The sequence below is a fragment of the Mesorhizobium sp. M0052 genome, from assembly GCF_040323255.1.
In the GTDB taxonomy this organism is placed as follows: Bacteria; Pseudomonadota; Alphaproteobacteria; order Rhizobiales; family Rhizobiaceae; genus Mesorhizobium.
This window is the reverse complement of sequence record NZ_JAMYUS010000001.1, coordinates 280053-306023: the sequence shown is the minus strand read 5'-3', so window position 1 is coordinate 306023 and position 25971 is coordinate 280053. Positions and strand designations below refer to the sequence as shown.

Genomic DNA, 25971 nt, shown 5'->3' with positions numbered 1-25971 from the left:
GACCAATCCCCCAAAAAGCAAAAGGTGCTGCCAATGCCTATGAATGGAGCCGGCGTCACGTCATGGCCGCCGAACACAACGGCGATTCCGAACACGACGATCGAGAGCGGGAAGTACAACGCCTTCTTGGCCGATCTTCTGTCGATCATGAACACGCCGCGCCCAATCACGATGGGCGGCACGGGCGCGAGCTCGGCGGTCGGTGGCAATGATGCTCTGCACACGACCAGCAGTGTCATCGCATCAGCTGCGACGACTGATCTGGCCGCGGCAACCGGTGTCTCCGTCACGGTGTCGGGCGCGGCGGTGATCACCGCTTTGGGCGTGCTGCCCAGCGGCGTCTTGCGTTTCCTGACCTTCTCCGGAGCGGCGACGCTTACCCATAATGCCGCCACGCTCATCCTGCCGGGGGCCGCCAACATCGTTGCCGCAGCCGGTGATACCGCCGTGGCGCAGTCCCTGGGTGGTGGCAACTGGCGTGTTCGATCCTACATCCGCGCGTCTGGCCAACCAGTCGCAGTAATCTCTGATGCCAACCTCCCCGCGCGCCTTGGTGTGGTGGCTAAGACGATCACCGACTGGAACACTGCGGTCGACAACGGCTGGTATATGGGCAGTGGGGCGGCCAACGCCCCTGCGGCAAACACCGGGTGGAATATCGGCACGGTCGAGGCACACGGGGCGGCCGGCTACCGAACCCAAACGGTTTACGATTTTGTGAATGCCACGGCGGCCAACACCACCATCTGGCGCCGTTACCAGAACGGCGGCGTGTGGGGTGCTTGGTTTAAAATCCAGTGGTCTCAGGCCGAGCAAGACGCCCGCTACGTTCAGTCGAGCACGGCGCTTCTGCAGAAAGCCTACGAGAGCGCCCAGCAGACCATCACGGCCGGCGGCACATTGACGCTGGCGCATGGGCTAGGGGTGAAGCCGAAGCTCTACATCGCCGTCATCCAGTGCACGACTGCGGACTTGGCGTATTCGATCGGCGATGAAGTCGCCATCAATCCTATGCTGAACACTACTGACGCTACCGTGCAGGCCATCAGCATGGTTCCGGATACAACCAATTTGAATGTTCGAATTGGCGCCAATTCCAGTTCACTTCGAATTATGGCCAAAAGCGGAGCAAGCCTTACCAACATAACGAACACAAGCTGGAGGCTGGTATTCAGGGCGTGGGCCTAGCTTGCTGAATAGGATCCGTCTAAACCTGCGAAATGCATGCTACTGTCGTGGTTCAAGGCGAAATACCCTGCAAAGGTTACGGTGGCACTCAGCGCCAAGTAGACTGGCTGGCCACCACGCTGGTCGGTCTGGGGCATCGGGTCACGCTGATTGCCGCCCATGGCTCTACACATCCCCTTTGTGAGGTTCGACACGCTGCATCTGCGCCCGAAAGCGTGGCGGCAATCCCGCCAGATACCGACATTGTGCATTTCAACGGCTGGTACGAGGCCGAGACCAGTCACCGAGCGCTCTACACGCTGCACGGCTATGTGCCGAATACGCCAAGGGAAGGGCTGAACTGGAGTTTCGTTAGCGCCAGCCACGCCCGGCACCAGGGCCGGCAGACATTCGTCTACAACGGGTTCCCGGTGGATGCCTACCGGCTCGCCGACAAGAAGACCGGTCGGCTGTTGTTTCTCGGCGGTATCGCAAGAGCGGGAAAGGGTCTCGGTCGCGCCGTCGACCTCGCCAAGAGATTTGACTTCGATCTCGACGTTGCCGGCGGCTCTCGCTGGAAGTTGCTCGGGCGTAGCAAGACTCGGGGCGTGTTCCTCAAAAGCCTTTCGCGTCGTTTCAATTTCACGGGGACTGTCGACGGTGACGAAAAGCTGCGGCTGTTGGGCGAGGCAAAAGCCTTCCTCAACCCGATTTCTTGGGATGAGCCGTTCGGCATGGCGCCGGTCGAGGCAATGCTATGCGGAACTCCAGTACTGACTACTCGACGCGGCGCGCTACCTGAAACAGTTAACGCAGAGACCGGACGCTTTTTCGACAGTAACGATGAATTCGCGACCGGCCTGAACGAGATCAGCGGGATGTCCGCACTCCGCTGCCGCGAATCGGCTGCTGACCGATTCCCAATCGAAAAGACCACTAAAGCCTACCTGGCCCTCTACCAGCGCGTTCTTGACGGCGAAACGCTTCCGTAAAGTTTCCGGACGGGCGGCAATGCCCAAACCGGAGGTTTCCCATGACAAAATACTTCGCCAAAGCTCAAGGCGTGCGCCGCTAGCCGGCGGAAGGCCTATGCTGCTAACGCTCTTCCCCCCGCCTGATCTCAAAATCATCATGGTGCGTCCAATAATAAACGGCAGCTGACATTGCCACGATGCCCAACGCAAAGCCGACCGCCAACCCCAAATAAAACATCTCTGCCTCACGGCGAAAAACCATGCTTGGCGAAGGCATACACCAATGACAAATTCTGAGTAAAGGGATCGGCAGATATGACCAAATTCTTCGTCGACGCGGATGGCGTCTATCTCGGCGGCTTTGACGGTGAAAACGTCGATCTGCCTCAAAATGGCATTGAGGTCTTGGAGGCCCCGGCAGATGCCCGCCAACTCTGGGATGGCAAAGCGTGGAGCGCGCCGCCTGGTGAGCGTCGCATGGTGCCAAAATCGGTTGTGCAGGCTCGGATTATTGAGGCTGGCAAGATGTCGCAGGCCTATGCCGCCCTGGCGGGCAACCCAATCTATTTTGCCCGCTGGTTCGCGCCGGATCGGCCGGAAGTTTACAGCGACGATCCTGACGCAGTCGGGCTAGTCCGTGCTCTTGGGCTTGATCCTGCAGTCATCCTCGCGCCTTGAGTTTTTGGCGAATGATATCCACCGGCGTCCGCCACACTCGATATCGGCCAGCTTCGACGATTTGCCGTGCAACGGGCTCGGCAGCGTATGCATCGAAGAAGCGATGTACACGAGGTTCTGCGAACGCCTTCTTCCCTCGCGTATTATAGTCCCTGATCTTGAGCTTATGCGGGCTGATCGTCCGCCCCCCCAAGGACAAGGCTATGCCGATGCAGAACTGCTCCGCAGCGTCAATTTTCGATATCTGATGGACAGCAAGCATCGGTGGATACGCGTCCATCAGAGCGGGAAGATTGTCTCGATGCACTCCGAGAATGCCACTTTGCCACATAGGTTCGCGGCCCGTGATAACATGTTCGCCGATCCGAAGGCCTTCCCCTTCCAGCACAGGCGTCCATTTGTGGGGTTTCTCTAGGCGTCGCATCACTGAATGCTTAGGCGAAATGCTTTCGAAGCCAAGGGATAGAAATCCTGCTGGGTAGTGGTCTGAGTCCATGAAGATGAGGCGGTCGGTCATCCTCAGCAGTTTGATCAGCGCCCGTGCCTTGATGCCAAAATGATATTGACCGCTGAAGGACCAAGCCTCTTTCTGCATGTCAGTCAGAAGCAACGTCTCCATGGGATAGTCGATAAACAATTCGGGCCTGTCCGTCGCAACAATGATCTTTGCTTCTGGACAATGATACAAAAGCTTGAGTGCGCTCAGCAACGCGCCGCGATGGTACAATTCGTTTTCGCCATACGCGATATAACCGAAAACGTCCCTCATCGAGTGGCGTGCTTTGCAATGAAAGTCTCGATCGGACCGCTGAGAGTAGCTGCCTCGCTCTTGATCTTATCGTCGTCCCACAACCACCACTGTATTTCCAGCAATTGCACAACGGTATCAGCAGGGAACCGGCTGCGGACAACTTGCGCGCGATTGCCGGCCACTATCGCATAGGGCTCGACAGACTTGGCGACGACGGAGCCGGCACCCACAACAGCGCCGTCGCCGACTGTCACGCCTGGCAATATGATCGCACCGTGGCCAATCCAAACATCGTTGCCGATCGTGATGCCCCCAGGCTTCCCAGCGTTGGGTAAAGGCTCAGGCTGCTTCAGGACGCGGCTATAGATCGGGAATGAAGTGGCACTCTTGGTTTGGTGTTGGCCGGTGCACATGAACAGGACTTGGCCAGCAACAGAGCAGAAGCTTCCCACATTTAGAGGGGCTTCATTAGTCGGAAAAAGCACCTTCCGCCAAGTGACGCCATAGGTGTGGCGGCCGACCGACACATTATCGGGCAGTTTCGCGCGCGCGTCTTTGAACCACTTAGAGAATACTGACATTTAGACATCCCGCCCTGACCGCCAAATAGCGGTTACCTTCTTTCAAATGCAACCTCAAGAGGCTTACACATGGACCGCAATTTCGCGCGGGCGCTCTCGCTCGTTCTCAAATCGGAAGGGCTCTGGTCGGACAATCCGGCCGACCCTGGCGGCGCGACCATGAAAGGCGTGACGCTGGCCAACTTCCGCCGCTATGTGAAGGCCGATGCCAGCAAAGCCGATCTGCGCAAGATCAGCGATGACCAAGTCGCGACGGTCTATCGCCGCTTCTATTGGGACGCAGTGGCCGGCGCTCAGTTGCCAGGTGGCGTCGATTACGCGCTGTTTGACTATGCGGTGAACTCCGGGCCGGGACGTGCTGCAAAGTGCCTTCAGGCGGTCGTAGGCGCCAAGCAGGATGGGAAGATCGGCCCTGACACGCTGGTCAAGCTGAAGGGCATGATGCGCGCTACCGTGGTGGACGAGGTCTGCGACCAGCGTATGGCCTTCCTGAAGCGTCTGCCGACATGGAAGACTTTCGGCAAGGGTTGGTCGTCCCGCGTGTCCTCAGTGCGGGATGAAGCCATAAAGATGGCCGCTCTGCCCGATGCGCCGCCGCCGATCAGGGTTGAAGTGCCCGTCGAAGTCCCGAAACCTGTCGTTCCTGAAAAGGTGGAGCAGAAGGTCAAGGAGAAATCCGGCTTCCTGTCCTGGCTCACCGGCCTCTTCGGTTCCGGCGCCATCGGGCTCGGCTGGCTCGGCGGCATGGATTGGCAGGCGGTTCTCGCCGGTGGCGTCGTGCTGCTGGTGTTCCTCCTGATCTTGCTCTTGCTGCGCTCGCAGATCGTCGCAGCGGTGCGTCAGATCAAGGCTGAGGTGGCCGAGTGATGGAAGGCTTCCGCGAACTGCTCATCCCGGCGTTCGATCGCCTGCTGCGCACTGTCGGCGCTGTCAGCCTGGCTATCATCGCCGCCTTTGCCGTCTGGTTTTGGTGGCCGCTATGAGTGCGGTCATCGCATGGTTCCTGAGCAACCCGACCGTCCTTGCAATCGGGGCGGCCATCATCGGCGCGCTTGGGTTCGGCTTTCAACAGCGACTCGCCGGCGCAAAGGCCGAGCGCAACAAGCAGACAGCAGACAATGCCGTGGCCGCAACCGAAGCCGACAAGATCGATGATGCCGTCGCCGGCCGCGCGCCGGGCGTCAACCGGGAGAGGCTGGGCAAATGGTCACCAAAGCAATAGCCCTTGCGGTGCTCATCGCGATTGCCGGCTGCGCGACGGCTGGCGGCTCATTTTGCGCGGTGGAGCACCCGATCCGCCTATCCGCCGAGGCCATCGCAGCGCTCTCAGACGGCGAGGTGAGCCAGGTCTTGGCCCACAACGAAAAAGGTCAAAAGCTTTGCGGCTGGCGGCCGTAAGCAGTGCGTGGGTGGGGCGAACAGAATGGCGGATGACATGAACAACGGACAGTCAGTCCCTTTCGACCCCTTGGCGTCATATGCCCGTCTCAGCGAGCGGGTGGAGAACCAGGGCCGCGACATCGTGGATCTGCGGTCCAACATGAACACCGGCTTTCGCAACATCGAAGGCGCGGTGAATTCGCTGGCAACCGAGTTGCGCGGGAGCTCCAAGACGCAATGGCCTGTCATCTGGTCGGCGATCGGCGTCTCGTTCGCTATCCTGCTGGCCGTAGGCAGCCAAGCTCTGGCCCCGATCCGTGAAAATGTCAGCGATGTCAAGGGCGCGCTGAGCGTCGTTGTCGACAAGATGGTCACGCAAGCCGAGATGAAATGGCGAACGGATCGTGGGGCGGAAGACCGCCTGCGCACTGAGGCTGCCATTGCCGACATCCGCAGCGGCCTGGTTCCGCGCGCCGAACATGAGCGCGTCTGGCAAAACTACGATCAGCGCTTCGCCGATGAGCAGCGCCAGATCGATGAGATGAAGGCCGCAACCGCCAGCGTCTACAATCAGCGGGATATAATCCGCGACATCCTCGAGCGGCTTGACCGGGCGGAGCATCGCGTGCCGCCGGCGCCCTGACGACGGTATCCTTCTGACTTTCTGACTTTCTGACCTTCCTACTCGCCCGTCTCGGCTTCGCGCCGGGGCGGGCTTTTCGCTTTTCTCGCCCCCCCAGCTGATGCGAAATTGAGTACTGAGGTTGTTATTGGGCTACTTGTTCCATACCCTCACGTACGTTTCACTCTGTGTAAGCGCGAGCCTAGCAGCAACCGGCAGCAAGTATTTGAGCAAGTCCAGTTTCCGGCCTGAGATTCAGGGGCTGCGTGCTATCGCTGTCTGCTCAGTCGCTTTGTTCCACGTCTGGCCGTGGCTGGTCCCCGGCGGCTATGTGGGCGTTGACGTGTTTTTTGTGATTTCTGGGTTCTTGATCACCGGCGTCTTGCTGCGGGAGGTGGAGGACACCGGAAGAATTGGCCTACTTGGTTTCTATATTCGCCGGGCGCGGCGCCTGTTGCCTGCCGCGATGCTTGTGCTTCTGGTGGTGGGCTTGGCGACCCCGCTCTATCTACCCTCGGCCCTTTGGAGGGACGGCACAAACGAACTAGTGCACAGCGCCCTCCAATTGGAGAACTGGCGGCTCGCCGCGAAGGCGATTGATTACCTGGCGATGACGAGCGCGCCGAGTCCGGTCCAACATTACTGGTCGCTGTCGATCGAAGAACAATTCTACGTTGTCTGGCCGGGGCTGATCATCGGCGTCCTGTGGCTTTCACGAAAGGCCCGCAGGCCTTGGCGGCCCTTGCTGGTCACCGTGCTAGGCGCAATCTTCATCGCCTCGCTTGCCACCTCCGTATGGCTCACCCTTGTTGACCCGGCGCGGGCGTATTTCGTCACTCACACTCGTATCTGGGAGCTGGCGCTCGGCGCTCTGCTGTGCCTTTCGTCTGCGGAAATGTGGTTCAGCGAACGAACCCGGCGGGTGCTGGGCCTTGCCGGCATAGCTTCAATCCTCGCGGCTGCCTTTCTGTTCTCGGCCAAGACACCCTTCCCCGGCTACGCGGCGCTGTTGCCGACGGTAGCGGCCGCGCTGGTGATCGTCTCCGGTCAAAGCCGGTTGTCGTTCAGCGCCTTTGCTTTGCTCAAGTCACGACCGTTCCAATTCCTCGGCGACATCTCTTACTCGCTCTATCTTTGGCATTGGCCGATCATCGTCTTTTCCACACAGCAAAGTGGCGAAACGATGGGCTTTTGGGGAGGCGTGGCCATCCTTACGGCAAGCGTCGGTCTGGCCGCCGTCACAAAGGTCCAGGTCGAGGACCGTTTCCGCTTCCGCGCATCGTTGCCATCACGCCCCCGACTGATCGAGTGCCTGACCGTTTTCGCCCCGGTTCCCCTGGTGCCTCTAATCGCATTTTGCGCTGTCTCAATAGAAATTGCCCGGCAAGAAGCGTTGATCTCGAACAACCCCGACGACTATCCAGGGGCTAGGTCGTTGTTCTCCAACAAGCCGGTGCCGACCGTAGCGGCCTATGCTCCTTCGCTACCGACAATAAAGCAGGATAAGCCACAAACGGACAGCTGCCGCCCGCCTCGCGAAAACAGCGAACCTGTCGGTTGCCAGGTTGGCGATCCAAATGGGCGGCTCAAGGTGTTCCTGGTTGGCGATTCGCACGCAGAACACTGGCTTCCGGCGTTTCAGGTGACCGCGTCGGATCGAGGGTGGAATGCGGAGAGTTTTACCAAGCCCGGTTGCCCGCTGTTCCCCGCCATGATCATGGTGTCTGACAGCGACCGTCCGTTTCCAGATTGCCTGACCTGGGGCCAGCATATGCTGCGAATTTTTCAACAACAAAGGCCAGACATCATCATTTTCGGACAGAGAGACGTTTTACGTGCTTATCCCGACGACGGAAGCCAGCTGCCCGTGAGCGATACGTTGGTGCAGCTATGGCGCAACATCGAGGCATTGGGCATTAAGGTGGTGGTAATAGCCGACACACCAGCTTGGGGAACGAACCCGGAGCGATGCATGGCTCGGGACCGTCGCTGCTCCGTTCCATATAAATCGGAACGTGATCGTGATCCGCTGGTCGTTGCTCACCGCCTCTACCCGCATGTGCCCCTCGTCGACTTCAGCGACATCGTGTGCCCAGGCAACATCTGCGCCGCTGTTATCGGCAACGTGTATGTCTGGCGTGACGGTGACCACCTCACCGCCACCTATTCACGCTCTATGGCCGACATTTTCGGCAAACGCATCGACGCGGCAATCAATGAGCCACGGGCGGCTGGCACTCATTGGTCGAACTCCAGGGGCTCGTGATCTGGTTGCTGGTGCCACATGACCTGGCGGAAGTCGCGCCGGTCGACCTGCTGGCCGCAGATGGGGCAGACATGGAAATGCTCTTGCAAGTGAGGATCATGTGGCTTACCGGGCTTAGGCGGTCCGAGGTCGGCTATTCTCGTCATGCTCGAACGAACACCATTCCACGGCAAAAGTTCCGTCAGTTTGGTCTTCTCAGTTGGTGAAAGACATCGCACCAAAAGCGGCAGTCATGGCGGAGCGACTGCTTCCATCGGCACCGGCGGCGCCAATGACGGTGTCGTCACCGGGGTCGGTACCGAAGTAAATGTCGGCGTTGGAGCCAATCCAGCCGCCAACCCCAGCAACCCGACCGCTCCGAGCAACCCGAATCTGGCTAGCGTTGTCGGCGATATGTCGAACGCCCAGGTCACTCGGATGAAGAAGCGCTGCGTCGAAGTGCTTAGCAACGAAGATACCTATGATCGTGACCTGCGCCGGCTTGCCTGCTGATCTCGCGCCGTTAACCAGCGACCCCTTTCCGACCTGTCGCGGCTGTCGACATGACACTCTCCAGTTCCGACAGTGCAAGCCCGCCCGCCGAAAGGTTGGGCGGGCTTTTACAGTCAGCGTCCTTCCATCCGCAGCAGACAATCGCGCTTGGCATCAGCGACCTGGCCGAGCAAGCGAAGGAAGACCGCGCGGACAAGCTGGGCATATCCTGCGCAGAGGAAGTCGGCAGCGTGTACGCCGCGATTCTCGGTGCTATCGTGCACCGCGACGCCGGCTTGGCTGACTGACCGAGGCCGCTATATCGCGCCCGGCGGGCGTATTCAGTTCAGCGAGCCCGTGGGAAGCCAAGGCCATCCAGTTGATAACAGCGGCAGAGAAGGCCGGCATCGCCCCTCATGAAATCGCTGGCGAGGTCGAAAGCCTCTTCGAACTGCTCTTAGAGGGATGCGGCGGTGAGGTGCGCGAGACCGGGCATAGCCCGGACAAAACGTCTCTCAGAAGGGCAATTGGCGGAGAGGATGGGATTCGAACCCACGAGAAGCTTTTGACCTCTACTCCCTTAGCAGGGGAGCGCCTTCGACCACTCGGCCACCTCTCCATAACGCCGCAAGCTACAGCGACTTCTGCACCCAATGGGACGTGGGTAAGGTCTGACAAAATGAAAACCCGGCGGTTGCCCGCCGGGTTCCATTTTCCAATCAAGCGCGCTATCAGAACGAGCGCTGGAAGCGGAGCATGCCGCCGATGGCGTCGTCGCCATCAGTGATACCGGTCCAGTTGTGGTTCAGGGTGCCACCGTCTTCACCGATGCTGCCTGCATTGACGTAGTCAACTTCGGCAGTGATCGTGAACCCGGGAACGACGTCGTAGGCGATGTTGGCTGCGATGCCGAGGTTTTCACCTTCGTCATACGAAACCTGAGCGTTGAACGAGGTCTTCTCGTTGATGGTGTAGGTGCCACCACCCCAGACTGCCCAGTTGCCATCCCACGGCTTATAGAAGCCGCGGCCGCCGGCCGGGAACGCGTAGCCCGTATCCGTCAGGTTGTCGTCGGTGCCGTAGCCGCCCATGATGAAGAGCGACAGGTTCTGCATCGGGGTGATGTCCAAACGAACCTTGCCGGAGACTTCTTCATAGTTGCTGTCATAAGCGAGCACGCCGGTGATGGCGCCCCAGCCCTGCGTGTACTTCAGACCGCCGACGACATGCGGAACGTAGCTGTCGATAGTGCCCACGCCGTAGACGCCGTTGCCGGCAAGATCTACCGTGCCGCCGCCCGAACCTTCTTCGAGCGAGATCACGGCCGAGAAGCCGTTGCCTGCGTCGAAGTAGTACTGGATGACGTTGGTGTCGAAATCACCGTAGGGAACGAGCGTATCCTGGATGACGTTGCCGGCGTAGCCGATGAACGTGTTGAACGCCGATTCGTCCTTACCGACGCGCAGACCACCAAGCTGGATCCAGGCGAAGTTCAGCGAAGCACCGGTGTTGCCGGCAGGATTTACGTCACCAAGCGCGCCCGCATCACGGTTGTTGTTCTGGAAGTTGAAGCGGGTCTCGGTGTAGGTCTTCAAGGTGCCGAGCTCGGTTTCCTGGCCGGTCCAGGTCTTCAGCGAGAAGCGGGCCTTCTTGAAGTAGGTGTCATTGCTGCCGCCGTCCTCAACGTCAGCGGACGTCGCACCGTCGAACGAACCGACATCACCCACGCCGATGTCGTAACGGACATAGCCGCCGATGCGCAGGCAGGTTTCGGTGCCGGGGATGTAGAAGTAGCCCGAGCCGTAAACGTCGCAAATCTTGACGTATTCAGCCGGTTCCGGCTCGGCGACGACGACGGCGTCGGCGGCGCGCGCACCGGAAACTGCGATCAGGGCCGCAGCGGAGCCGAGAAGAAGGCTCTTAATGTTCATTTTCTGACCTCCAGTCAAAAGTTAAAAAACGGGTCTGGGTATTCTTTGCTGAAGGACAGCGTTCCCTGCCCCATCCCCACTACCGAAAAAGTGCGCACCGCGCCGCTCCTTCGAAGTCAACATTATCCATGAGGTTTTGATGATCAACCCAGATCGTCAATTCGAAGGACGCCTCTTACCGCTATCCGCGGCGCGTGTTGCAGAAACGTCACGTTTTCGCCCTGCGAGCAACAATTTGGTAACGAATTGGCGTTGCTCGGCCCGCTTTTATGATCTTTGTATGGCGGTGGGATGCCTTGTCTAACAACAGAATCGAGAGCGCAATGACAACCAGAAGACGTTTTTCCAAACTGCGGCACAGGGAAAAGCTTGAAAGCCGCGAAGGCCTGCAGGAGACCCTCTATCTAGCCATTGAAAGCGTGCTCCAAACGGATGGACCGAAGATTCGCCTGCCGGCGATGAGGGCTGCGGCTGAGATAGCGGCCATCATCGTATCCCAGATAGTATGTCAGCCAGACGCTATTCAGAGGGCCTTCAAAACCATTGAGGAAGACGTTCCGAATTACGCGACTGAGTTTGCGACCGAGTTGACACAGATCGCCTTGGGACAAGTTTCTAGGCGCCTCGTTCGTCTCAAAGCCAGCCGTTCCGAACAGACAGCAACTCTGAAACTGGCGGACGATTGGGCCGGCCCGGTGGCTGGCCCAACGGAGATCGAGCGTTTCTTCGGAATTCCGCGCTCCACATTATATCGTTGGCAGAAACGAAATGAAGCCGTCGCTCTAAATACCAGGAGCAGCAGCAAGCCCGTATTCCCTTTAAGGCAGTTTGCTGATGGACGGCCCGTTCCTGGCATCGCTGAGGTAATCTCGGTCGTTGGTAGTCCACGTCAAGCATGGGAATGGCTCATATCCCCAAACGTTCTGCTTAAGGAACAAAGACCAATCGATGTTCTTCACGCTGGCGACGTAAAAGGGGTGGTTTCAGCTGCTCGGAACCTCGCACCGAATGACCCTACAGTTATCCCGTTCAAAGTCTCAACGTAAGTTTTGGTTGTGCCAACACGAAAATCCCGCCCCTCGGTTGGTCGCGAATAGCTCGCCTCGTTCTTGAGTTCATTTCGCACAGCGCGCTCCATCGCGGATTCCATTGGATTGTAGTTTTCCATTGCATTTCTCTCCCCAACGCCCCGAACGATCGGAACCAACGGTAACGACTTCAAACAAATTCAACGGCTTAGTGTTAAGGGCGCGTTAAAGCAGGGTTTATGCACCCTTCTGAAATTCCTTAAGAATTTCTAAAATCCGCTGCCGCCAACTGGGTCCGAAAGCCGCATCCTCGCGGCCTGTCTGCCGCAAAAGGCAGAGGCCCTGGCTACCCCGAATATTTCAATTCTGCTGGATCGAAATGCCCTTGTCGTCGATCTTCAGTTCGACGCCCTTGGGCTTGGTCTATTCGTGATAGACATATGCACCGAGCGCGATGACCACGACAACGAGCGCGCCGACAAGGAGATAGAGAGTGTTCTGTTTCACGGCGCGCTCCTTTGGCAGCAATTCCAGGAAAGCACAGGCTTTCTCCTGAGGAATTGCGTTGAATGAAACTTAGAGCGTCAAGCTCGCTTCAGAACCTTGACCAGCACCAGCAGGATGACGGCGCCGATCGTGGCGTTGATGATGGCAGCCAGAATGCCGCCGCCGATAGCGAAACCGAGCCTTGGAAATAGCCAGCCGGCGATCAGGGCGCCGATAATGCCGACGATGATGTTGCCGATGAGGCCGAAGCCGAAGCCCGAGACGATGAGGCCGGCGAGCCAGCCGGCAATGGCGCCGATTATGATGAAGATGAGAAGGCTTTCGATGCCCATGACGCGTTCCTCCAGGAAGAGAGGCTACGGAGCGGAAGGCCCCGAATCGGCCTCGATATCAACGACTTCAGGCTATGCGAAAGCAGTTGCACCCGCCAGCGGCGCTCATTGATCGTCGTCATCGTCGCTGGAGACTGGCCGCCAGCTGGTCGGGTCGACCTTTTTCTGGGTATCGCTGTCGGTGTAGACCCACCAGGCGCCGTCGCGATATTGCCCGACGGATTCGCTGACGACGCCGGCGCCGTCCTTCCACAGAACAGTGACCTTGGATCCATCCGTCGGGGCGGTCGCTATCGGTTTGCGGTCTGCCACGTCATCCCCCTCATTGAGTCGACAGAACGCCACGACGCGTGTCTGGTTGCAAGGCTGCCGGAAGCGTTATCCGAAGGCCATCAGCTGTGGGCAAAAATATCCTCTTCGTCCCAACCCATCAAATCGAGCTTGGCACGCGTCGGCAGGAAGCGGAAGCAGGCGTCGGCTTCCTTGGTGCGCCCGTCCCGCGCCAGGCGTCCAGCCAGCACCTCGCGCAGACGGTGCAGATAGAGAACGTCGGAAGCGGCATATTCGAGCTGTTCGGGCGACAGGGTCTCGGCCGCCCAGTCCGACGATTGCTGCGCCTTCGACAGGCCGACGCCAAGCAGTTCGAAGCAGATGTCCTTCAAGCCGTGCCGGTCGGTATAAGTGCGGGTCAGCCGCGAGGCGATCTTGGTGCAGAACACCGGCTCCGGCATGACGCCGAAGGCGTTGTAGAGCACGGCGAGGTCGAAACGGCCGTAGTGGAACAGTTTCGATATGCCGCGGTTGCGGAGCAGGCTGACGAGGTTCGGCGCTTTCTTCTGGCCGGGCGCGATCTGGATCACGTCGGCCGAGCCATCGCCGGGCGAGATCTGCACCACGCACAGCCGGTCGCGGTGCGGGTTCAACCCCAGCGTCTCGGTATCGATGGCCACCGCGTCGACATTGTAGTGGGCGAGGTCGGGCAGATCGTTCTTGTGGAAGCGGATGTCGGGCATAGTTGTCTCCGGATCGCGGCGTAACTCGTCCTCGCCGCGATCCGCTGAAAAATCAACAAGAAAACTTCCCAGCCTCCTCAGCGCGTCAGCGCATCGAGAATGCGCGCCCAGGAGCGCTGGCCCTTGTGGAAGGAGGTCAGCTCGTATTTCTCGTTGGGCGAGTGGATGCGGTCGTCGTCGAGGCCGAACCCGACCAGCAGCGATTCCATGCCGAGATAGGTCTGGAAGTCGCCGACCACCGGTATCGAGCCGCCGCTGCCCGTCGTCACCGCTGGCTTCGGCCATTCATCCGACAGCGCAGTCTTGGCCTTGGCCAGGAATGGCGAGTCGTAGGAAAGCTGAATTGCCGACCCGCCGCCATGCGGGTGGAATTCGACCGAACAGTCCCCGGGAATGCGCGCCTTGACGAATTTCCGGAAAGCGGCGCGGATCTTCTCGGGGTCCTGCTTGTGGACGAGGCGGAAGGAGATTTTGGACGACGCTTCCGCCGCGATCACCGTCTTGAACCCCTTGCCGGTATAGCCGCCGATGATGCCGTTGAACTCGGCCGCCGGCCGCGCCCAGGTCAGTTCCATCACCGAGCGGCCTTTTTCGCCCGACGGGATCGAGAGGCCGATCGGTCCGAGGAAGGTTTCGGCGGTCTCGCCCAGAGTTTCCCATGATTTCAGGATCTGCGACGGCGTTTCCTCGACCCCGTCATAGAAGCCGGGAATGGTGATGTGGCCGTTCTCGTCATGGATGTCGGCGAGGATTTTCGCCAGGATGCGGATCGGGTTGGCGGCGGCGCCGCCATAGAGGCCCGAATGCAGGTCGCGATCGGCAGCCTTGACCGTGACCTCCTCGCCGACCATTCCGCGCAGCGAAACGCAGATCGACGGCGTTTCGCGGTCCCACATGCCGGTGTCGCAGACCAGAGCGAAATCGGCCTTGAGCTCATCGGCATTGGCCTCGAGGAACGGCTTGAGCGACGGCGAACCGGACTCCTCCTCGCCCTCGAACAGGATGGTGATGCGGCAGGGCAGATTGCCATGCACCTGCTTCCAGGCGCGGCAGGCCTCGACGAAGGTCATCAGCTGCCCCTTGTCGTCGGCCGAGCCACGGCCGGTGATTACCTTGTGACCGGGCTCGATCTCCTTGACCGCCGGCGCAAACGGGTCGTTCTCCCAAAGCTCGATCGGATCGACCGGCTGCACGTCGTAATGGCCGTAAAACAGCACATGCGGCGAACCGGCGGGACCTTCATGGTGCGCAACCACCATCGGGTGTCCCGGCGTGTCGCGCACCGAAGCGTCGAAGCCGATCAGCTTGAGGTCCGCCACCAGCCACTCCGCGGCCTTGCGGCAGTCGGCGGCATAGTCGGAATCGGTCGAGATCGACTTGATGCGAAGCAGGCCGAACAGGCGCTCCAGGCTATGGTCGAGATTTTTGTCGAGACGGTCTAGGACGGAGGAAATGGTGGACATTACTGCGGGCCTTTCTTTTCGGTGCCGGGACCGTAAAGGCAGCGCATCAAAACGAAAAGCCCGCGATCGTTGGACCACGGACCGTAAACACTTGTCAGAAGGCAAAAAAGAACCGCCGTGGTGGAGGGGAACCACGGCGGTCTTTTACTCGAAACGATGCGGCAGCCCGGAGAGGGGGGATAGGCTGCCGCAATTGTCCGGGATAGGCGGGGGACGGGCCTTGCTCCGGACTCGGCGAAAACTGCCGATGACCTTTATTTGTGTCTCGGATCGTGGCGTTTCAAGGGCACAAAAATTACACTTTTGTAACATCGCCGTGAGCGCCGAGGCAAACAGCAGCAGGGCCTATCGGCAGGCAGGCTCTGTCAGGATGTCGCCGCAACACCTGTTGGAAGCCCGCCTTTGCCATGGACCGCGCCGTCCCGCCGCGCTATCCCTGCCGGCATGAAAAAAGGCGATCATCTCTTCCTTATCGACGGCTCCGGTTACATCTTTCGCGCCTATCATGCGCTGCCGCCGCTAACCCGCAAATCCGATGGGCTACCGGTCGGCGCGGTCTCCGGCTTCTGCAACATGTTGTGGAAGCTGATGCAGGACGCCCGCAACACCGATGTAGGCATTGTGCCGACGCATTTAGCGGTCATTTTCGATTATTCGTCGAAAACCTTCCGCAACGATCTCTACCCGGAATACAAGGCAAACCGCAACGCGCCGCCCGAAGACCTGATCCCGCAATTCGGTCTGATCCGCCAGGCAACCGTGGCCTTCAACCTGCCTTGCATCGAGATCGAAGGCTACGAGGCCGACGACCTCATCGCCACTTATGCCAGGCTGGCGTGCGAGGCCGGCGGCGACACCACTATCATCTCCTCCGACAAGGATCTGATGCAGCTGGTCGGACCCACGGTCGGCATGTACGACCCGATGAAGGACCGCCAGATCGGCATCCCCGAAGTCATCGAGAAATGGGGCGTGCCGCCGGAAAAGATGATCGACCTGCAGGCGCTGACCGGCGACTCCGTCGACAATGTGCCGGGCGTACCCGGCATCGGGCCGAAGACGGCGGCGCAATTGCTGGAACAGTTCGGCGACCTTGACGGGTTGCTCGCAAGGGCCAGCGAGATCAAGCAGGAAAAAAGGCGCGAATCCATCATCGCCAATGCCGACAAGGCGCGCATATCGCGCCAGCTGGTGACGCTGAAGAACGACGTGCCGGTGACCGACGGGCTCGACGATTTCGTGTTGCACGCGCCGGACGGGCCGAAGCTGATCGGCTTCCTCAAGACCATGGAATTCACCTCGCTGACCCGGCGCGTTGCTGAAGCGACCAGCACCGAAGCCGGCGATGTGCAGGCTGTCGCCGTCACCGTCGAGCGCGCCGACACCGCGCACGGCCCCGATGTCGGTTCCGGCATAGCGGCGCCTGCGGCAACACAGGATGAAGCCAAAACCGAAACCGCCAGGGCCGGCGACGCCCCTTCGCTGCTTGCCGCACTTCGCCTGGAAACGGCCGCTGCGGCCAAAATCGATCCCGCCGCCTATGTCGCCATCCGCGACACGGCGACGCTCAAGACCTGGCTGGCCCAGGCCAAGGAGACCGGCATCGTCGCCTTCGACACCGAAACCACGTCTTCCGATCCGATGCTGGCCGACCTCATCGGTTTCTCTCTGGCGATCGGCCCCGGCCGCGCCGCCTATGTGCCGCTCGCCCACAAGAGCGGCGCCGGCGACCTGCTCGGTGGCGGTACGCTGGAGAACCAGATTCCGGTCCGCGAGGCGCTGGCGCTTCTGAAGCCGCTGCTGGAAGACAAATCGGTCCTCAAGATCGCCCAGGACGCCAAATACGACATCGTCGTCATGAGCCGCCACGGCATCGATATCGCACCCTTCGACGACACGATGTTGATTTCCTATGTGCTCGACGCCGGCACCGGCCACCACACTTTGTCCTCGCTTGCCGACAAATGGCTCGGCCATGCCACGACGCCGCTCAAGGATCTCGCGGGTTCCGGCAGAAGCTCGGTCGGCTTCGACCAGGTCGACATCGACCGGGCGACCACCTACGCCGCCGGCCATGCCGACGTGGCGCTGCGGCTATGGCAGGTGCTGAAGCCCCGACTTGCCGCCAAGGGCCTCGTCTCGGTCTATGAGCGGCTGGAGCGGCCGCTGGTGCCGGTGCTGGCGCGGATGGAGCAGCGCGGCATCTCGGTCGACCGCCAGATCCTGTCGCGGCTCTCCGGCGAGCTGGCGCAAGGCGCCGCACGGCTGGAAGAGGAAATCTACGGCCTTGTCGGCGAGCGCATCAACATCGGGTCGCCAAAGCAGCTGGGCGACATCCTGTTCGGCCGCATGGGCCTGCCCGGCGGCTCCAAGACCAAGACCGGGCAATGGTCGACTTCCGCGCAGCTTCTGGAGGATCTCGCCGCCGAAGGCCACGAACTGCCGCGCAAGATCGTCGACTGGCGTCAGCTGACCAAGCTGAAATCGACCTACACCGACGCGCTGCCCGGCTTCATCCATCCCGACACCAGGCGCGTGCACACATCTTATGCGCTGGCCGCAACGACGACGGGCCGGCTGTCCTCCTCCGATCCCAATCTGCAGAACATCCCGGTGCGCACCGCGGAGGGACGCAAGATCAGGACGGCCTTCATCGCCGACAAGGGCCAGAAACTGGTCTCGGCCGACTACAGCCAGATCGAACTGCGCGTGCTTGCCCACGTCGCCGAGATCCCGCAGTTGAAGCAGGCCTTCGCCGATGGCGCCGACATCCACGCCATCACCGCCTCGGAAATGTTCAACGTGCCGGTCGAAGGCATGCCTTCCGAAGTGCGCCGCCGCGCCAAGGCGATCAATTTCGGCATCATCTACGGCATCTCGGCCTTTGGGCTCGCCAACCAGCTGTCGATCCCGCGCGAGGAGGCCGGCGCCTACATCAAGAAGTACTTCGAGCGTTTCCCCGGCATCCGCGACTATATCGAGGCAACAAAGGCCTATGCGCGCGAACATGGCTTCGTCGAAACCATCTTCGGCCGCCGCATCCACTATCCTGAGATCCGGTCGTCAAACCCGTCGATCCGCGCGTTCAACGAGCGCGCCTCGATCAACGCCAGGCTGCAAGGCACCGCCGCCGACATTATCCGTCGCGCCATGGTGCATATGGACGAGGCGCTGGAGAAGGCCGGCCTGTCCGCCCGCATGCTCTTACAGGTGCATGACGAATTGATCTTCGAGACGGTTGAAGCGGAAGTCGAGGCGACGATCCCCGTGGTGCGCAGGGTGATGGAGAACGCGCCGATGCCGGCCATCTCGATGTCGGTGCCGCTGCATGTCGATGCCCGCGCAGCGAACAACTGGGACGAGGCGCATTAGCGCCGGATACGCCTCGATCCTTCACACCCCCCTCTGCCCTGCCGGGCATCTCCCCCGCAAGGGAGGAGATCAGCCGCCACTTCCGGTTTCGCCAATCTACGACGTTGCTGCAATGGGCGCAGCGCTTGAACTGCCAATCTCCCCCCTTGCGGGGAAGATGTCCGGCAGGACAGAGGGGGTGCTGTCCCGCCAGCGTCGAAAAGTTAGGCAGCCTCAGCCAGGCACTTGGCACACGTCCCCCGAAACTCGATCACCGCCTTCTTGGCGGCAAACCCGGTCGAGCGCACCCATTCGTCCAGCCGATGGTCGACGTCATGGTCCGACATTTCCATCACCTGCCCGCATGTGTCGCAGATAGCGAAGGCCGTCATCGAATGCGTATGGTCGTGCGGTTCGGCGCAGGCGACGAAGGAGTTGAGGCTTTCCAACCGGTGCACGAAGCCTGACTTCACCAGGCTGTCGAGCGCCCGGTAAACCTGTAGCGGCGCGCGGAAACCGCGCTCGCGCAGCTGGTCGAGAAGCGTATAGGCGCTGAGCGGTCCGCTGGCGGCCTCAAGCTTCTCGAGCACGCTCAGCTGATTCTTCGTCAGCACATCCCTTGCCGCCATGATCCCGTTTCCGATCGTTTAGAGCATGATGCCGAAAAGTGTGAAGCGGTTCTCGGACGACATCATGTTCTATCTGTTTGATCCAGCGCCGCTCGCAAATCATTTCTGCCATGCGACGGTCTCAATTCTCTTGAGATAGCGATGAAGCCGGCTTTTTGCCACTGTTTCCGTTATCGCCATCGACACCATGACCACCACCGCCGATTGACGGCACCGACCACATTCAAAATACTGACAAAATTCGCGACGAAAGGTGCCGCACTTGCAAATTCGATCGGGCTTGGGGAAGCAATTATGATCAAACTGACACGACGGACGCTGCTCGTCGGCACGTCGGCGCTTGTGGCTGCCGGTACTGTCTCGTTCCGCGCTCTCGCCGCCTCGCGCACCTATCACGCGCTGCTGGTTGCCTGCACCGACTATCCGAACCTGCCGCAGAAGAACTGGCTGATCGGGCCGAAGAACGATGCCGGCCTAGTGCGCGACTATCTCCTGAAGAACACGCCCGATCCGGTGAAATTCTCGGCCGAGAACGTGATCCTGCTCGCCAAGGACGTCGAAGGCGCCAACGGCCCGCCGACGCATGCGGCGATCAAGGCCGCTCTTGCCGACCTCGCCGGCAAGGTGCAACGCGACGATTTCGTCTATCTGCACCTCTCCGGCCACGGCGCCCAGCAGCCGCAGGCCAAGGCCGGCGACGAGACCGACGGCCTCGACGAGATTTTCCTGCCCTCCGATATCGACAAATGGATCAACCGCGAAGAGGGCGTGCCGAACGCGCTGGTCGACAACGAAGTCGGCGCCGCACTCGACGCCATCCGCGACAAGGGCGCCTTTGTCTGGGTGGTGTTCGACTGCTGCCATTCCGGCACCGCGACGCGCGCCGCGGAAGTCGATGACGAACTGGAGCGCAAGGTCGAGTTCGCCGACCTCGTCGGCGGCGACGACGCGGCGGGAGCAGCGGCGGTGAAGGCCTATGACGACATCTCGGCAAGCGCATCGCGCGGTTTCGACGAGAATGGCGGCCGCAAGCCGGCCTTCAACCTGACCCCGACCGGGGCCGAGCCGATCGCCCGGGGCAAGCTGGTCGCCTTCTATGCGGCGCAGACGGTCGAGACGACGCCGGAAATGCCGCTGCCCAAGGGCACGCCCGACGCGCCGCGCTTCGGCCTGTTCACCTTCACCATCCTGTCGAAATTGGCCGAGAACCCCAACGTCACCTATCGCCAGCTCGGCCAGGCCGTGCTGCAGCAATATTCGGCCGACGGCCGCACAAGGCCGACGCCCCTGTTCGAGGGCGAACTGGACGCCCGCGTGTTCGGCACCGACAAGACCGACGCCGTCATGCAATGGCCGATTGCCGTCAAGGACGGCGATGTCGCGATCGGCGCCGGGCTGCTGCAGGGTCTGACCCCCGGCAGCAAGCTCGCCATTTTGCCTTCGGCGCTGTCGAAGCTCTCCGACGCCGTCGGCTATCTCGAAGTGAAATCGGCAAAAAACCTCGAAAGCCAGCTCGCACCGGTCGAATTCGACGGCAAGCCGGCGCTTGCGCCGACGGCGGTGCCCGCCGGCGCCTATGCGCGCGTTGCCGAACTCGCAGTCGACTACAAGCTGCTGGTGGCAAAGCCGGCCCCGACCGCAGGGCTCGAAAAAGAAACCGAGCTGGTCAATTCGGTTCTGGACGAATTGGTGGCGAAGCCGAAGTCCGGCTTCCACATCGCGCTGGTCGAGCCCGGCAAGAGCGCCGATCTGCGGCTTGCGGTGCTGCGCGAAAAATCCATGGACGGCGCTGCCGCCAACGCCAGCGACGAACCGGCGCTGTGGTTCCTGCCGGCGTCCGGCGACATCAGCCTGAAGGACGGCAGCAAGCCGCCACGCATCGTCATCCATCAGGATGGCCGCGACAAGCTTGCGGAAAACACAGCCAAGACCCTGACCACGATCTTCCGCGCCACCGGCCTGTCGCGGCTCGCCGCGGCGTCCGACTACCGGCCGGACGAGGTCAGCGTCCAGTTCCTGATCAAGCGCCAGGACAGCGATGCGCTGGAGCCGATCGAATCGTCAAAGGTGCCGCGCGTTTCGCCGGGCGATCAGGTACACATTGCGTCAAAGAACGAGTCCGACGAGTTCGTCGACATCAACGTGCTGTATATCGGCAGCGACTATTCGATCACCCACATCGTCGCCGAGCGGCTGGCCCCGATCAATCAGCAGGCCGATCAGGGCCTGAAGGAAGGGCTGCTCGCCTTCACCGACACCAGCTTCGGCATGGAGCGCATGATTGCCGTGCTGACCGAGGCGCCGCCGCAAAGCGAGAAAGAGGATCTGAGCTTTCTTGCCCAGGAAGGCGTGCGCGCCGTGACGCGTGCCGCATCGGGAACGCCTGGTTTTTCCGACATGCTGGCCGACATCGGCATGGCGCCGGCAACGCGCTCCGTGATGCGGCTTGCCGACAAGAGCGGTCCCAAAGGCGCGGTGATGATCTTCCCGATGGAGACGGTGCCCCGCGCCTGACCTGACATCGCTTCGCCGGCTCTTGTCGGCGTGATATAGGAACATTCCCGGCTCGCGACACTTCTATGCGCCGCGGCTGAATGCAACAGATGAGGACATCAGTGACTATCCCCGTGCTCTCCTGGCGTGCAGCGACAGCCGGCCTTGCCGGCAGCCTGTTGCTGGTTGCCAGCGCCTCGGCGGACGAGAATTGCGGCTTGTGCGCCAAGCAGATCGTCACCAACTCCGAGCTCGCCACCTGCTTTCTCGACCAGTACGACCAGATCGCCAAGACCGGCAACAGGGCCGTTGTCGTCGATCTCTCCAGCTGCGCCTCGCGCGGCGTGGTCGAGCCCTTGCCGTCACCCAGCAAGGCGGCTGCCGAACCGGACGTGCAGTTCATGATTTCGCGCACGCAGCTCGATTGCCTAAAAAAGAAGCTAGAGACACCCGGCATCGTGCTCGATCCCACCGCCACCATCCAACTGGACAGCTGCGGATGAAAAAGCCGGGGGGCACTGCAACGCAGAAATCGCCGGCCACATTGGCGCCTCCGCCGGCCAAGAAGCCGGCGACCTTGCCCGAAACCACCGAAGGCTTTCCGTGGCCGAGCAGTCACGAGATCAAGAAGGAAGCCAACCCCTTCACCGACCGCGACTGGCGCATGCTGATCTACGCCTGGTCGGGTCTCGCCGTGCGCCTGGCGATCATCTTCACCCTGGCCTTCTCGGTCTTCCAGTTTCTCGCAAACCAGGAACAGAAGCGCGTCGAGCAGACGATGTCGCTGGTCGAGCTTTGGGAAAGCAAGGATTTTCAGCAGGCGCAGCGCGCGCTCAAGGAGCGCCTCTCGTCGCTCAACGCCAAATACGACAATCTGCTCAGCGCCACGCCGTCGCCGACCGAGGAACGGGTCTTCCGGCAACGCATTGGCATTGAGGCGATGACTGCCGGCGGCGGCACCATGCCGATCGCCGATTTCAACGACAATTTTGATCGCATCGTCTATTTCCTCAATCGTCTCTCCATCTGCGTTGAGGGCAAGCTCTGTTCGCGCGATGTCGCCGATGCCTATTTCCGCGACTATGCGGTGTCGTTCTGGAGCTATTTTGCCAGCTACATCGAAAAAGAACGCAAGGCCGGTTCCGCCAATTATGCCCAGGCGATCGAGAATTATGTGCGTCACGGGTCGCCGCCGCCCGCCGACTCCAAATAGCGGCGCAACAAGGTGCCGGGCAGCTCCCATCCCTTGCGTGCTATCCGGTGGCTAATCCTGGTCGGTCTTCTGGCGTTAACGTCAACCGCCGGTGCCGAGGACCTCGATTTCCATCTCGATCTCAACACCGGCGGCCACAGCGCCAGGGTCACCGATCTTGCCTTCACGCCGGACGGCGAGGGACTGGTCTCGGCGTCCGATGACAAGACCATCCGCATCTGGGACTGGCAGAGCGGGGTGACGCTCCGCACCATTCGCGGCTATCTTGGCAATGGCAATGACGGCAAGGTCTTTGCGATTGCCGTGTCGCCGGATGGCAAGACGATCGCCGCCGGCGGTTATTTCGGCGCCGGCATCGGCGACAAGCCCCCTTATGGCGATATCAGGCTGTTCGATTTCGCCACCGGCAAGATCAAAACCGTGCTCAAGGCCGCCGACTATGCCATCTATGATGTCGCCTTTTCACCCGACGGAAACACGCTCGCCGCCGGCGGTGGCGATGGTTTCGTCTACCTCTGGCGGGCGGACGACAAATCCGCGTCGGGCTGGACGCTGGCGGAAAAACTCGATGCCGATTCCTGGCGTGTGGAAAAGCTCGCCTTCGCCGCTGCGGGAACCCGGCTGGTGGCGACGACCACCGACAACGGCATAAGGCTCTGGGACATCGCCAAGTCAGAGGAAATCGCTTTGCCCGCCGAGGCCGAACCGCTGCGCGATGTCGGCGTCGCCGCACTCGCCGTGTCATTGGATGGCAGGCTGTTCGCCACCGGCAGCAAGGACGGCGACGTCCAGCTCTGGCAGGCCAGCACCGGCAAATTCGTCCGCGCCATGCCGAAGCAGGATTTCCAGATCGGCGCTCTGAGCTTCGCCACGGGTTCGCGGCTTGTGGCGTCATGCAGCTATCGCTGCGCCGACAAGCATCGCTCGGCGGTCTGGAATACCGACAGCCGCGAGCAACTGCTCGATTATAACGGCCATGACGGCACGGTCTTTGCTGGCGCCGGCAATGCCGACGGCTCGCTGGTGGCGACAGCCGGCGGCACCCGCAACGCCATCCAGGTCTGGAACCCCATGACCGGCGAGCGCAAGGCGCTGCTGCAAGGGGTCGGTGAACCGGTGACGGCGATCGGGATCGATGCGGCGAGCAGCTCCATCGCTTGGGGCAACACCAACCCCTGCCCTGAACGCGTGTCCTGTCCCGAGCTGCAGGGCACGCTGGACAAGGTACTGGCGCTACCGACGGCCGAGCGGTTCTTCGAGGACCCGGAGGCGCTGGCGGAACAGGGCGCCTATGCCCGCGCGGCACTGACCGACGGTGGGTGGTTGCTTCGCGCCGTCCCCGGCGGCAAGGACGGCCTGGAGAATGCCGTGCTCGAAATCGCGAGCGGCGGAAAGGTGATGCACAGCATCGAGAATTCCGCCACCAATGGCTTCGTCCATTCGGCTTACACGCTGATCGGCAATGGGCTTGGCCTGATCACCGGCGGCAGCGACGGCACGCTGTTGGAATACAAAACCGCGACCGCCGAGGTATCGAGTGAATTCACCGGCCACACCGGCGAGATCAACGCCATGGTTGCCGTCGAGAAGGAAGGGCTGTTGGTCACCGGCAGCGCCGACCAGACCGTGCGGCTGTGGAATTTGAAGAGCCACAAACTGATCGTGTCGATGTTCTTCGCCGACTCCGAATGGATCGCCTGGATGCCGCAGGGCTACTATTATTCCTCCGCCGATGGCGACAAGTTGATCGGCTGGCACGTCAATCAGGGCCGCGACCACGAAGGGCGTTTCATCAGCGCCGGCCAGCTGAAGAAATATCTCTGGAGCCCGGAAATGGTGCGCCGGGCCATCATCCTGCGCAGCGCCGAACAGGCGGTCCAGGAAATGCGCCCCGGCGTCGACCGCGAACTGGAAAAGCTGCTTGAACGCAAGCCGCCGGAATTCGGCATCAAGCTTGCCGCCGACCAGAGCAGTGTCCGCGAAGGCTATGTCGCCGTCGAAATATCAGGCGTGCAGGAAGCAGGCGCCGACGTCGCCGGGTTTTCGATCCTGTCGAACAGCCGCAATGTCGGCAATGTCACGGCGCGCTCGGCCGATGGCGGCAAGAGCACCATCGTCGAAGTGCCGGTCGAGAATGGCGAGAACACCATCCGCATCACCGGCACGAATGAGTTCGGCTATTTGACCGAGCGCAGCGTAACGGCACTTGGCCAAAAACCCGAGAAGCAGGCCAACAAGGGCAAGCTCTACGTCGCCGTGATCGGCGTCGACAAATATCCCTTCCTCACCGACGCATGCGCCGGCCACGCCTGCGATCTGCGCTATCCCGTCGACGACGCTACCGAATTCCTCAAGGTGATCTCGCAGAAATCCGCGCCCTTGTTTTCGGCGATGGAGACGCTGGTTCTGGTCAACCGCGAAGCGCTGGATGAGGCGCCCGATTCCGGCAAGGACGTGTTCAAGGTCGCCAGCGCCGACACCATCCTGGAACCGGATTCCGACACCATCGACGACCAGCTCGCCGACTTCCTCGACAGACCCGGCGAGAACGACACCACCATCATTTTCGTCGCCGGTCACGGCATCAACATCGACGAAGACTATTATTTCATCCCCACGGACGGCCGCAAACAGGATGCCGACCGCTGGAAGCGCTCCTCGCTGGTCGACTGGGGCGACATCCAGAAATCGGTTGAGCGGGCCAAGGGCATGCGCTTCATGCTGCTCGACACCTGCCACGCCGCCAACGCCTTCAACCCGCGCCTGGAAAAAGACGCGCAGGACGCACGCATCGTCGTCTTCTCGGCCACCGCTGCCAACAACACCGCCGCCGAAATGCCCGAGCTCGGCCATGGCGTCTTCACCTATTCGATCCTCGAAGGCCTGCGCGGCCGGGCCAAGACCTCCGGCGGCGGCGTGACGCTGTTCGGCCTCGCCGACTATATTTCGCGCGAAGTGCTGCGGCTGACCGCGTCCAAGCAGAAGCCGTTCTACTATGTCGGCGGCGTGGAGAACATTGTGCTGGCTGAGCCGTGAGAGGTCGGCACCCAGGCACCCACCTCTGGCCTGCCGGCCATCTCCCCCGCAAGGGGGGAGATCAGCCTCTTCATTGCTGGAGATC

General features: G+C 61.1%; 24 protein-coding genes and 1 tRNA gene. 16 read left to right on the top strand and 9 right to left on the bottom strand.

From position 1 onward, the window contains the following. Positions 1–33 precede the first annotated feature (33 nt). The 3 genes from NKJ77_RS01450 to NKJ77_RS01440 all read left to right on the top strand — a co-directional run bounded on the left by NKJ77_RS01450 (position 34) and on the right by NKJ77_RS01440 (position 2819). A complete protein-coding gene (locus NKJ77_RS01450) occupies positions 34–1188 on the top strand; it encodes a pyocin knob domain-containing protein (RefSeq protein WP_352534016.1) in 1155 nt (384 codons plus the stop codon). A 47-nt stretch (positions 1189–1235) separates the two neighbouring features. Beyond that, positions 1236–2159 (top strand): glycosyltransferase, encoded by a 924-nt coding sequence (locus NKJ77_RS01445; protein WP_352534014.1) that lies wholly within the window; start codon positions 1236–1238, stop codon positions 2157–2159. Between the two features lie 297 nt (positions 2160–2456). Then, positions 2457–2819 carry a hypothetical protein gene (locus NKJ77_RS01440; protein WP_352534013.1) on the top strand — a complete coding sequence of 121 codons (363 nt, stop codon included), beginning with the start codon at positions 2457–2459 and terminating at the stop codon, positions 2817–2819. On the opposite strand, the gene NKJ77_RS01435 is transcribed toward NKJ77_RS01440, so the two are convergent. Together NKJ77_RS01435 and NKJ77_RS01430 are read right to left on the bottom strand one after the other, a co-directional pair. Continuing rightward, entirely contained in the window at positions 2803–3588 is a 786-nt protein-coding gene (locus NKJ77_RS01435) for a hypothetical protein (protein ID WP_352534011.1), read from the bottom strand. The two genes, NKJ77_RS01440 and NKJ77_RS01435, sit on opposite strands and share 17 nt — an antisense overlap. Next, positions 3585–4151 (bottom strand): CatB-related O-acetyltransferase, encoded by a 567-nt coding sequence (locus tag NKJ77_RS01430; RefSeq protein WP_023807183.1) that lies wholly within the window; start codon positions 4149–4151, stop codon positions 3585–3587. The genes NKJ77_RS01435 and NKJ77_RS01430 overlap by 4 nt, the downstream gene beginning before the upstream one ends. A gap of 69 nt (positions 4152–4220) precedes the next feature. Between NKJ77_RS01430 and NKJ77_RS01425 the strand changes: the two genes are divergently transcribed. The 7 genes from NKJ77_RS01425 (at position 4221) to NKJ77_RS01395 (ending at position 9198) form a co-directional block, all read left to right on the top strand. Beyond that, the gene (locus NKJ77_RS01425; RefSeq protein ID WP_352534009.1) at positions 4221–5018 is read left to right on the top strand and encodes a glycoside hydrolase family 108 protein; all 798 of its coding nucleotides are present in this window, start codon (positions 4221–4223) and stop codon (positions 5016–5018) included. 112 nt (positions 5019–5130) lie between these two features. Continuing rightward, positions 5131–5373, top strand: coding sequence for an ABC transporter permease (locus tag NKJ77_RS01420; protein ID WP_352534007.1), 243 nt, complete (start codon positions 5131–5133; stop codon positions 5371–5373). Further along, positions 5355–5549, top strand: coding sequence for a hypothetical protein (locus NKJ77_RS01415; protein ID WP_352534005.1), 195 nt, complete (start codon positions 5355–5357; stop codon positions 5547–5549). The genes NKJ77_RS01420 and NKJ77_RS01415 overlap by 19 nt, the downstream gene beginning before the upstream one ends. A 25-nt stretch (positions 5550–5574) precedes the next feature. Continuing rightward, complete coding sequence (locus NKJ77_RS01410; protein WP_352534003.1) at positions 5575–6174, top strand: hypothetical protein; 600 nt, start codon at positions 5575–5577, stop codon at positions 6172–6174. A gap of 205 nt (positions 6175–6379) precedes the next feature. Then, the gene (locus NKJ77_RS01405) at positions 6380–8419 is read left to right on the top strand and encodes an acyltransferase family protein (protein WP_352534001.1); all 2040 of its coding nucleotides are present in this window, start codon (positions 6380–6382) and stop codon (positions 8417–8419) included. A gap of 144 nt (positions 8420–8563) precedes the next feature. Beyond that, positions 8564–8911 (top strand): hypothetical protein, encoded by a 348-nt coding sequence (locus NKJ77_RS01400; protein ID WP_352533999.1) that lies wholly within the window; start codon positions 8564–8566, stop codon positions 8909–8911. Positions 8912–8961: 50 nt separating this feature from the next. Next, positions 8962–9198: a hypothetical protein gene (locus NKJ77_RS01395; protein WP_352533997.1), complete on the top strand. Its 237-nt coding sequence runs from the start codon at positions 8962–8964 to the stop codon at positions 9196–9198. A gap of 220 nt (positions 9199–9418) precedes the next feature. Here the strand turns inward: NKJ77_RS01395 and NKJ77_RS01390 are convergent. Both NKJ77_RS01390 and NKJ77_RS01385 read right to left on the bottom strand, forming a co-directional pair. Beyond that, a tRNA-Ser gene (locus tag NKJ77_RS01390) sits at positions 9419–9509 on the bottom strand. A 112-nt stretch (positions 9510–9621) separates the two neighbouring features. Beyond that, the gene (locus NKJ77_RS01385; RefSeq protein WP_352533995.1) at positions 9622–10821 is read right to left on the bottom strand and encodes a porin; all 1200 of its coding nucleotides are present in this window, start codon (positions 10819–10821) and stop codon (positions 9622–9624) included. A 323-nt stretch (positions 10822–11144) separates the two neighbouring features. Here NKJ77_RS01385 and NKJ77_RS01380 point away from each other — a divergent pair, with 323 nt between their 5' ends. Next, positions 11145–11867 (top strand): antitoxin Xre/MbcA/ParS-like domain-containing protein, encoded by a 723-nt coding sequence (locus NKJ77_RS01380; RefSeq protein WP_023814763.1) that lies wholly within the window; start codon positions 11145–11147, stop codon positions 11865–11867. A gap of 566 nt (positions 11868–12433) precedes the next feature. On the opposite strand, the gene NKJ77_RS01375 is transcribed toward NKJ77_RS01380, so the two are convergent. From NKJ77_RS01375 to NKJ77_RS01360, 4 genes are all read right to left on the bottom strand, one after another. After that, complete coding sequence (locus tag NKJ77_RS01375; protein WP_023704219.1) at positions 12434–12688, bottom strand: GlsB/YeaQ/YmgE family stress response membrane protein; 255 nt, start codon at positions 12686–12688, stop codon at positions 12434–12436. 105 nt (positions 12689–12793) lie between these two features. Beyond that, on the bottom strand, positions 12794–13000 hold the full coding sequence (locus tag NKJ77_RS01370) for a hypothetical protein (RefSeq protein ID WP_023683046.1): 207 nt from the start codon (positions 12998–13000) through the stop codon (positions 12794–12796). 80 nt (positions 13001–13080) lie between these two features. Then, positions 13081–13701, bottom strand: a complete 621-nt coding sequence (locus tag NKJ77_RS01365) for a ribonuclease D (RefSeq protein WP_023698188.1) — start codon at positions 13699–13701, stop codon at positions 13081–13083. Between the two features lie 77 nt (positions 13702–13778). Beyond that, entirely contained in the window at positions 13779–15164 is a 1386-nt protein-coding gene (locus tag NKJ77_RS01360; RefSeq protein WP_023831633.1) for a M20/M25/M40 family metallo-hydrolase, read from the bottom strand. A gap of 444 nt (positions 15165–15608) precedes the next feature. Here NKJ77_RS01360 and polA point away from each other — a divergent pair, with 444 nt between their 5' ends. Next, on the top strand, positions 15609–18536 hold the full coding sequence (polA, locus tag NKJ77_RS01355) for a DNA polymerase I (RefSeq protein WP_023831632.1): 2928 nt from the start codon (positions 15609–15611) through the stop codon (positions 18534–18536). 203 nt (positions 18537–18739) lie between these two features. Here the strand turns inward: polA and NKJ77_RS01350 are convergent, their stop codons facing one another. After that, a complete protein-coding gene (locus NKJ77_RS01350) occupies positions 18740–19144 on the bottom strand; it encodes a Fur family transcriptional regulator (RefSeq protein WP_023669789.1) in 405 nt (134 codons plus the stop codon). 294 nt (positions 19145–19438) lie between these two features. Here NKJ77_RS01350 and NKJ77_RS01345 point away from each other — a divergent pair, with 294 nt between their 5' ends. The 4 genes from NKJ77_RS01345 (at position 19439) to NKJ77_RS01330 (ending at position 25886) form a co-directional block, all read left to right on the top strand. Beyond that, a complete protein-coding gene (locus NKJ77_RS01345; protein WP_352533992.1) occupies positions 19439–21658 on the top strand; it encodes a caspase family protein in 2220 nt (739 codons plus the stop codon). A gap of 101 nt (positions 21659–21759) precedes the next feature. Then, the gene (locus NKJ77_RS01340; protein WP_245266142.1) at positions 21760–22140 is read left to right on the top strand and encodes a hypothetical protein; all 381 of its coding nucleotides are present in this window, start codon (positions 21760–21762) and stop codon (positions 22138–22140) included. Continuing rightward, complete coding sequence (locus NKJ77_RS01335) at positions 22137–22850, top strand: DUF4760 domain-containing protein (RefSeq protein ID WP_023831629.1); 714 nt, start codon at positions 22137–22139, stop codon at positions 22848–22850. Before NKJ77_RS01340 ends, NKJ77_RS01335 begins: the two co-directional genes overlap by 4 nt. A 12-nt stretch (positions 22851–22862) precedes the next feature. Continuing rightward, positions 22863–25886 carry a hypothetical protein gene (locus tag NKJ77_RS01330; protein WP_352533990.1) on the top strand — a complete coding sequence of 1008 codons (3024 nt, stop codon included), beginning with the start codon at positions 22863–22865 and terminating at the stop codon, positions 25884–25886. Positions 25887–25971: the final 85 nt, after the last annotated feature.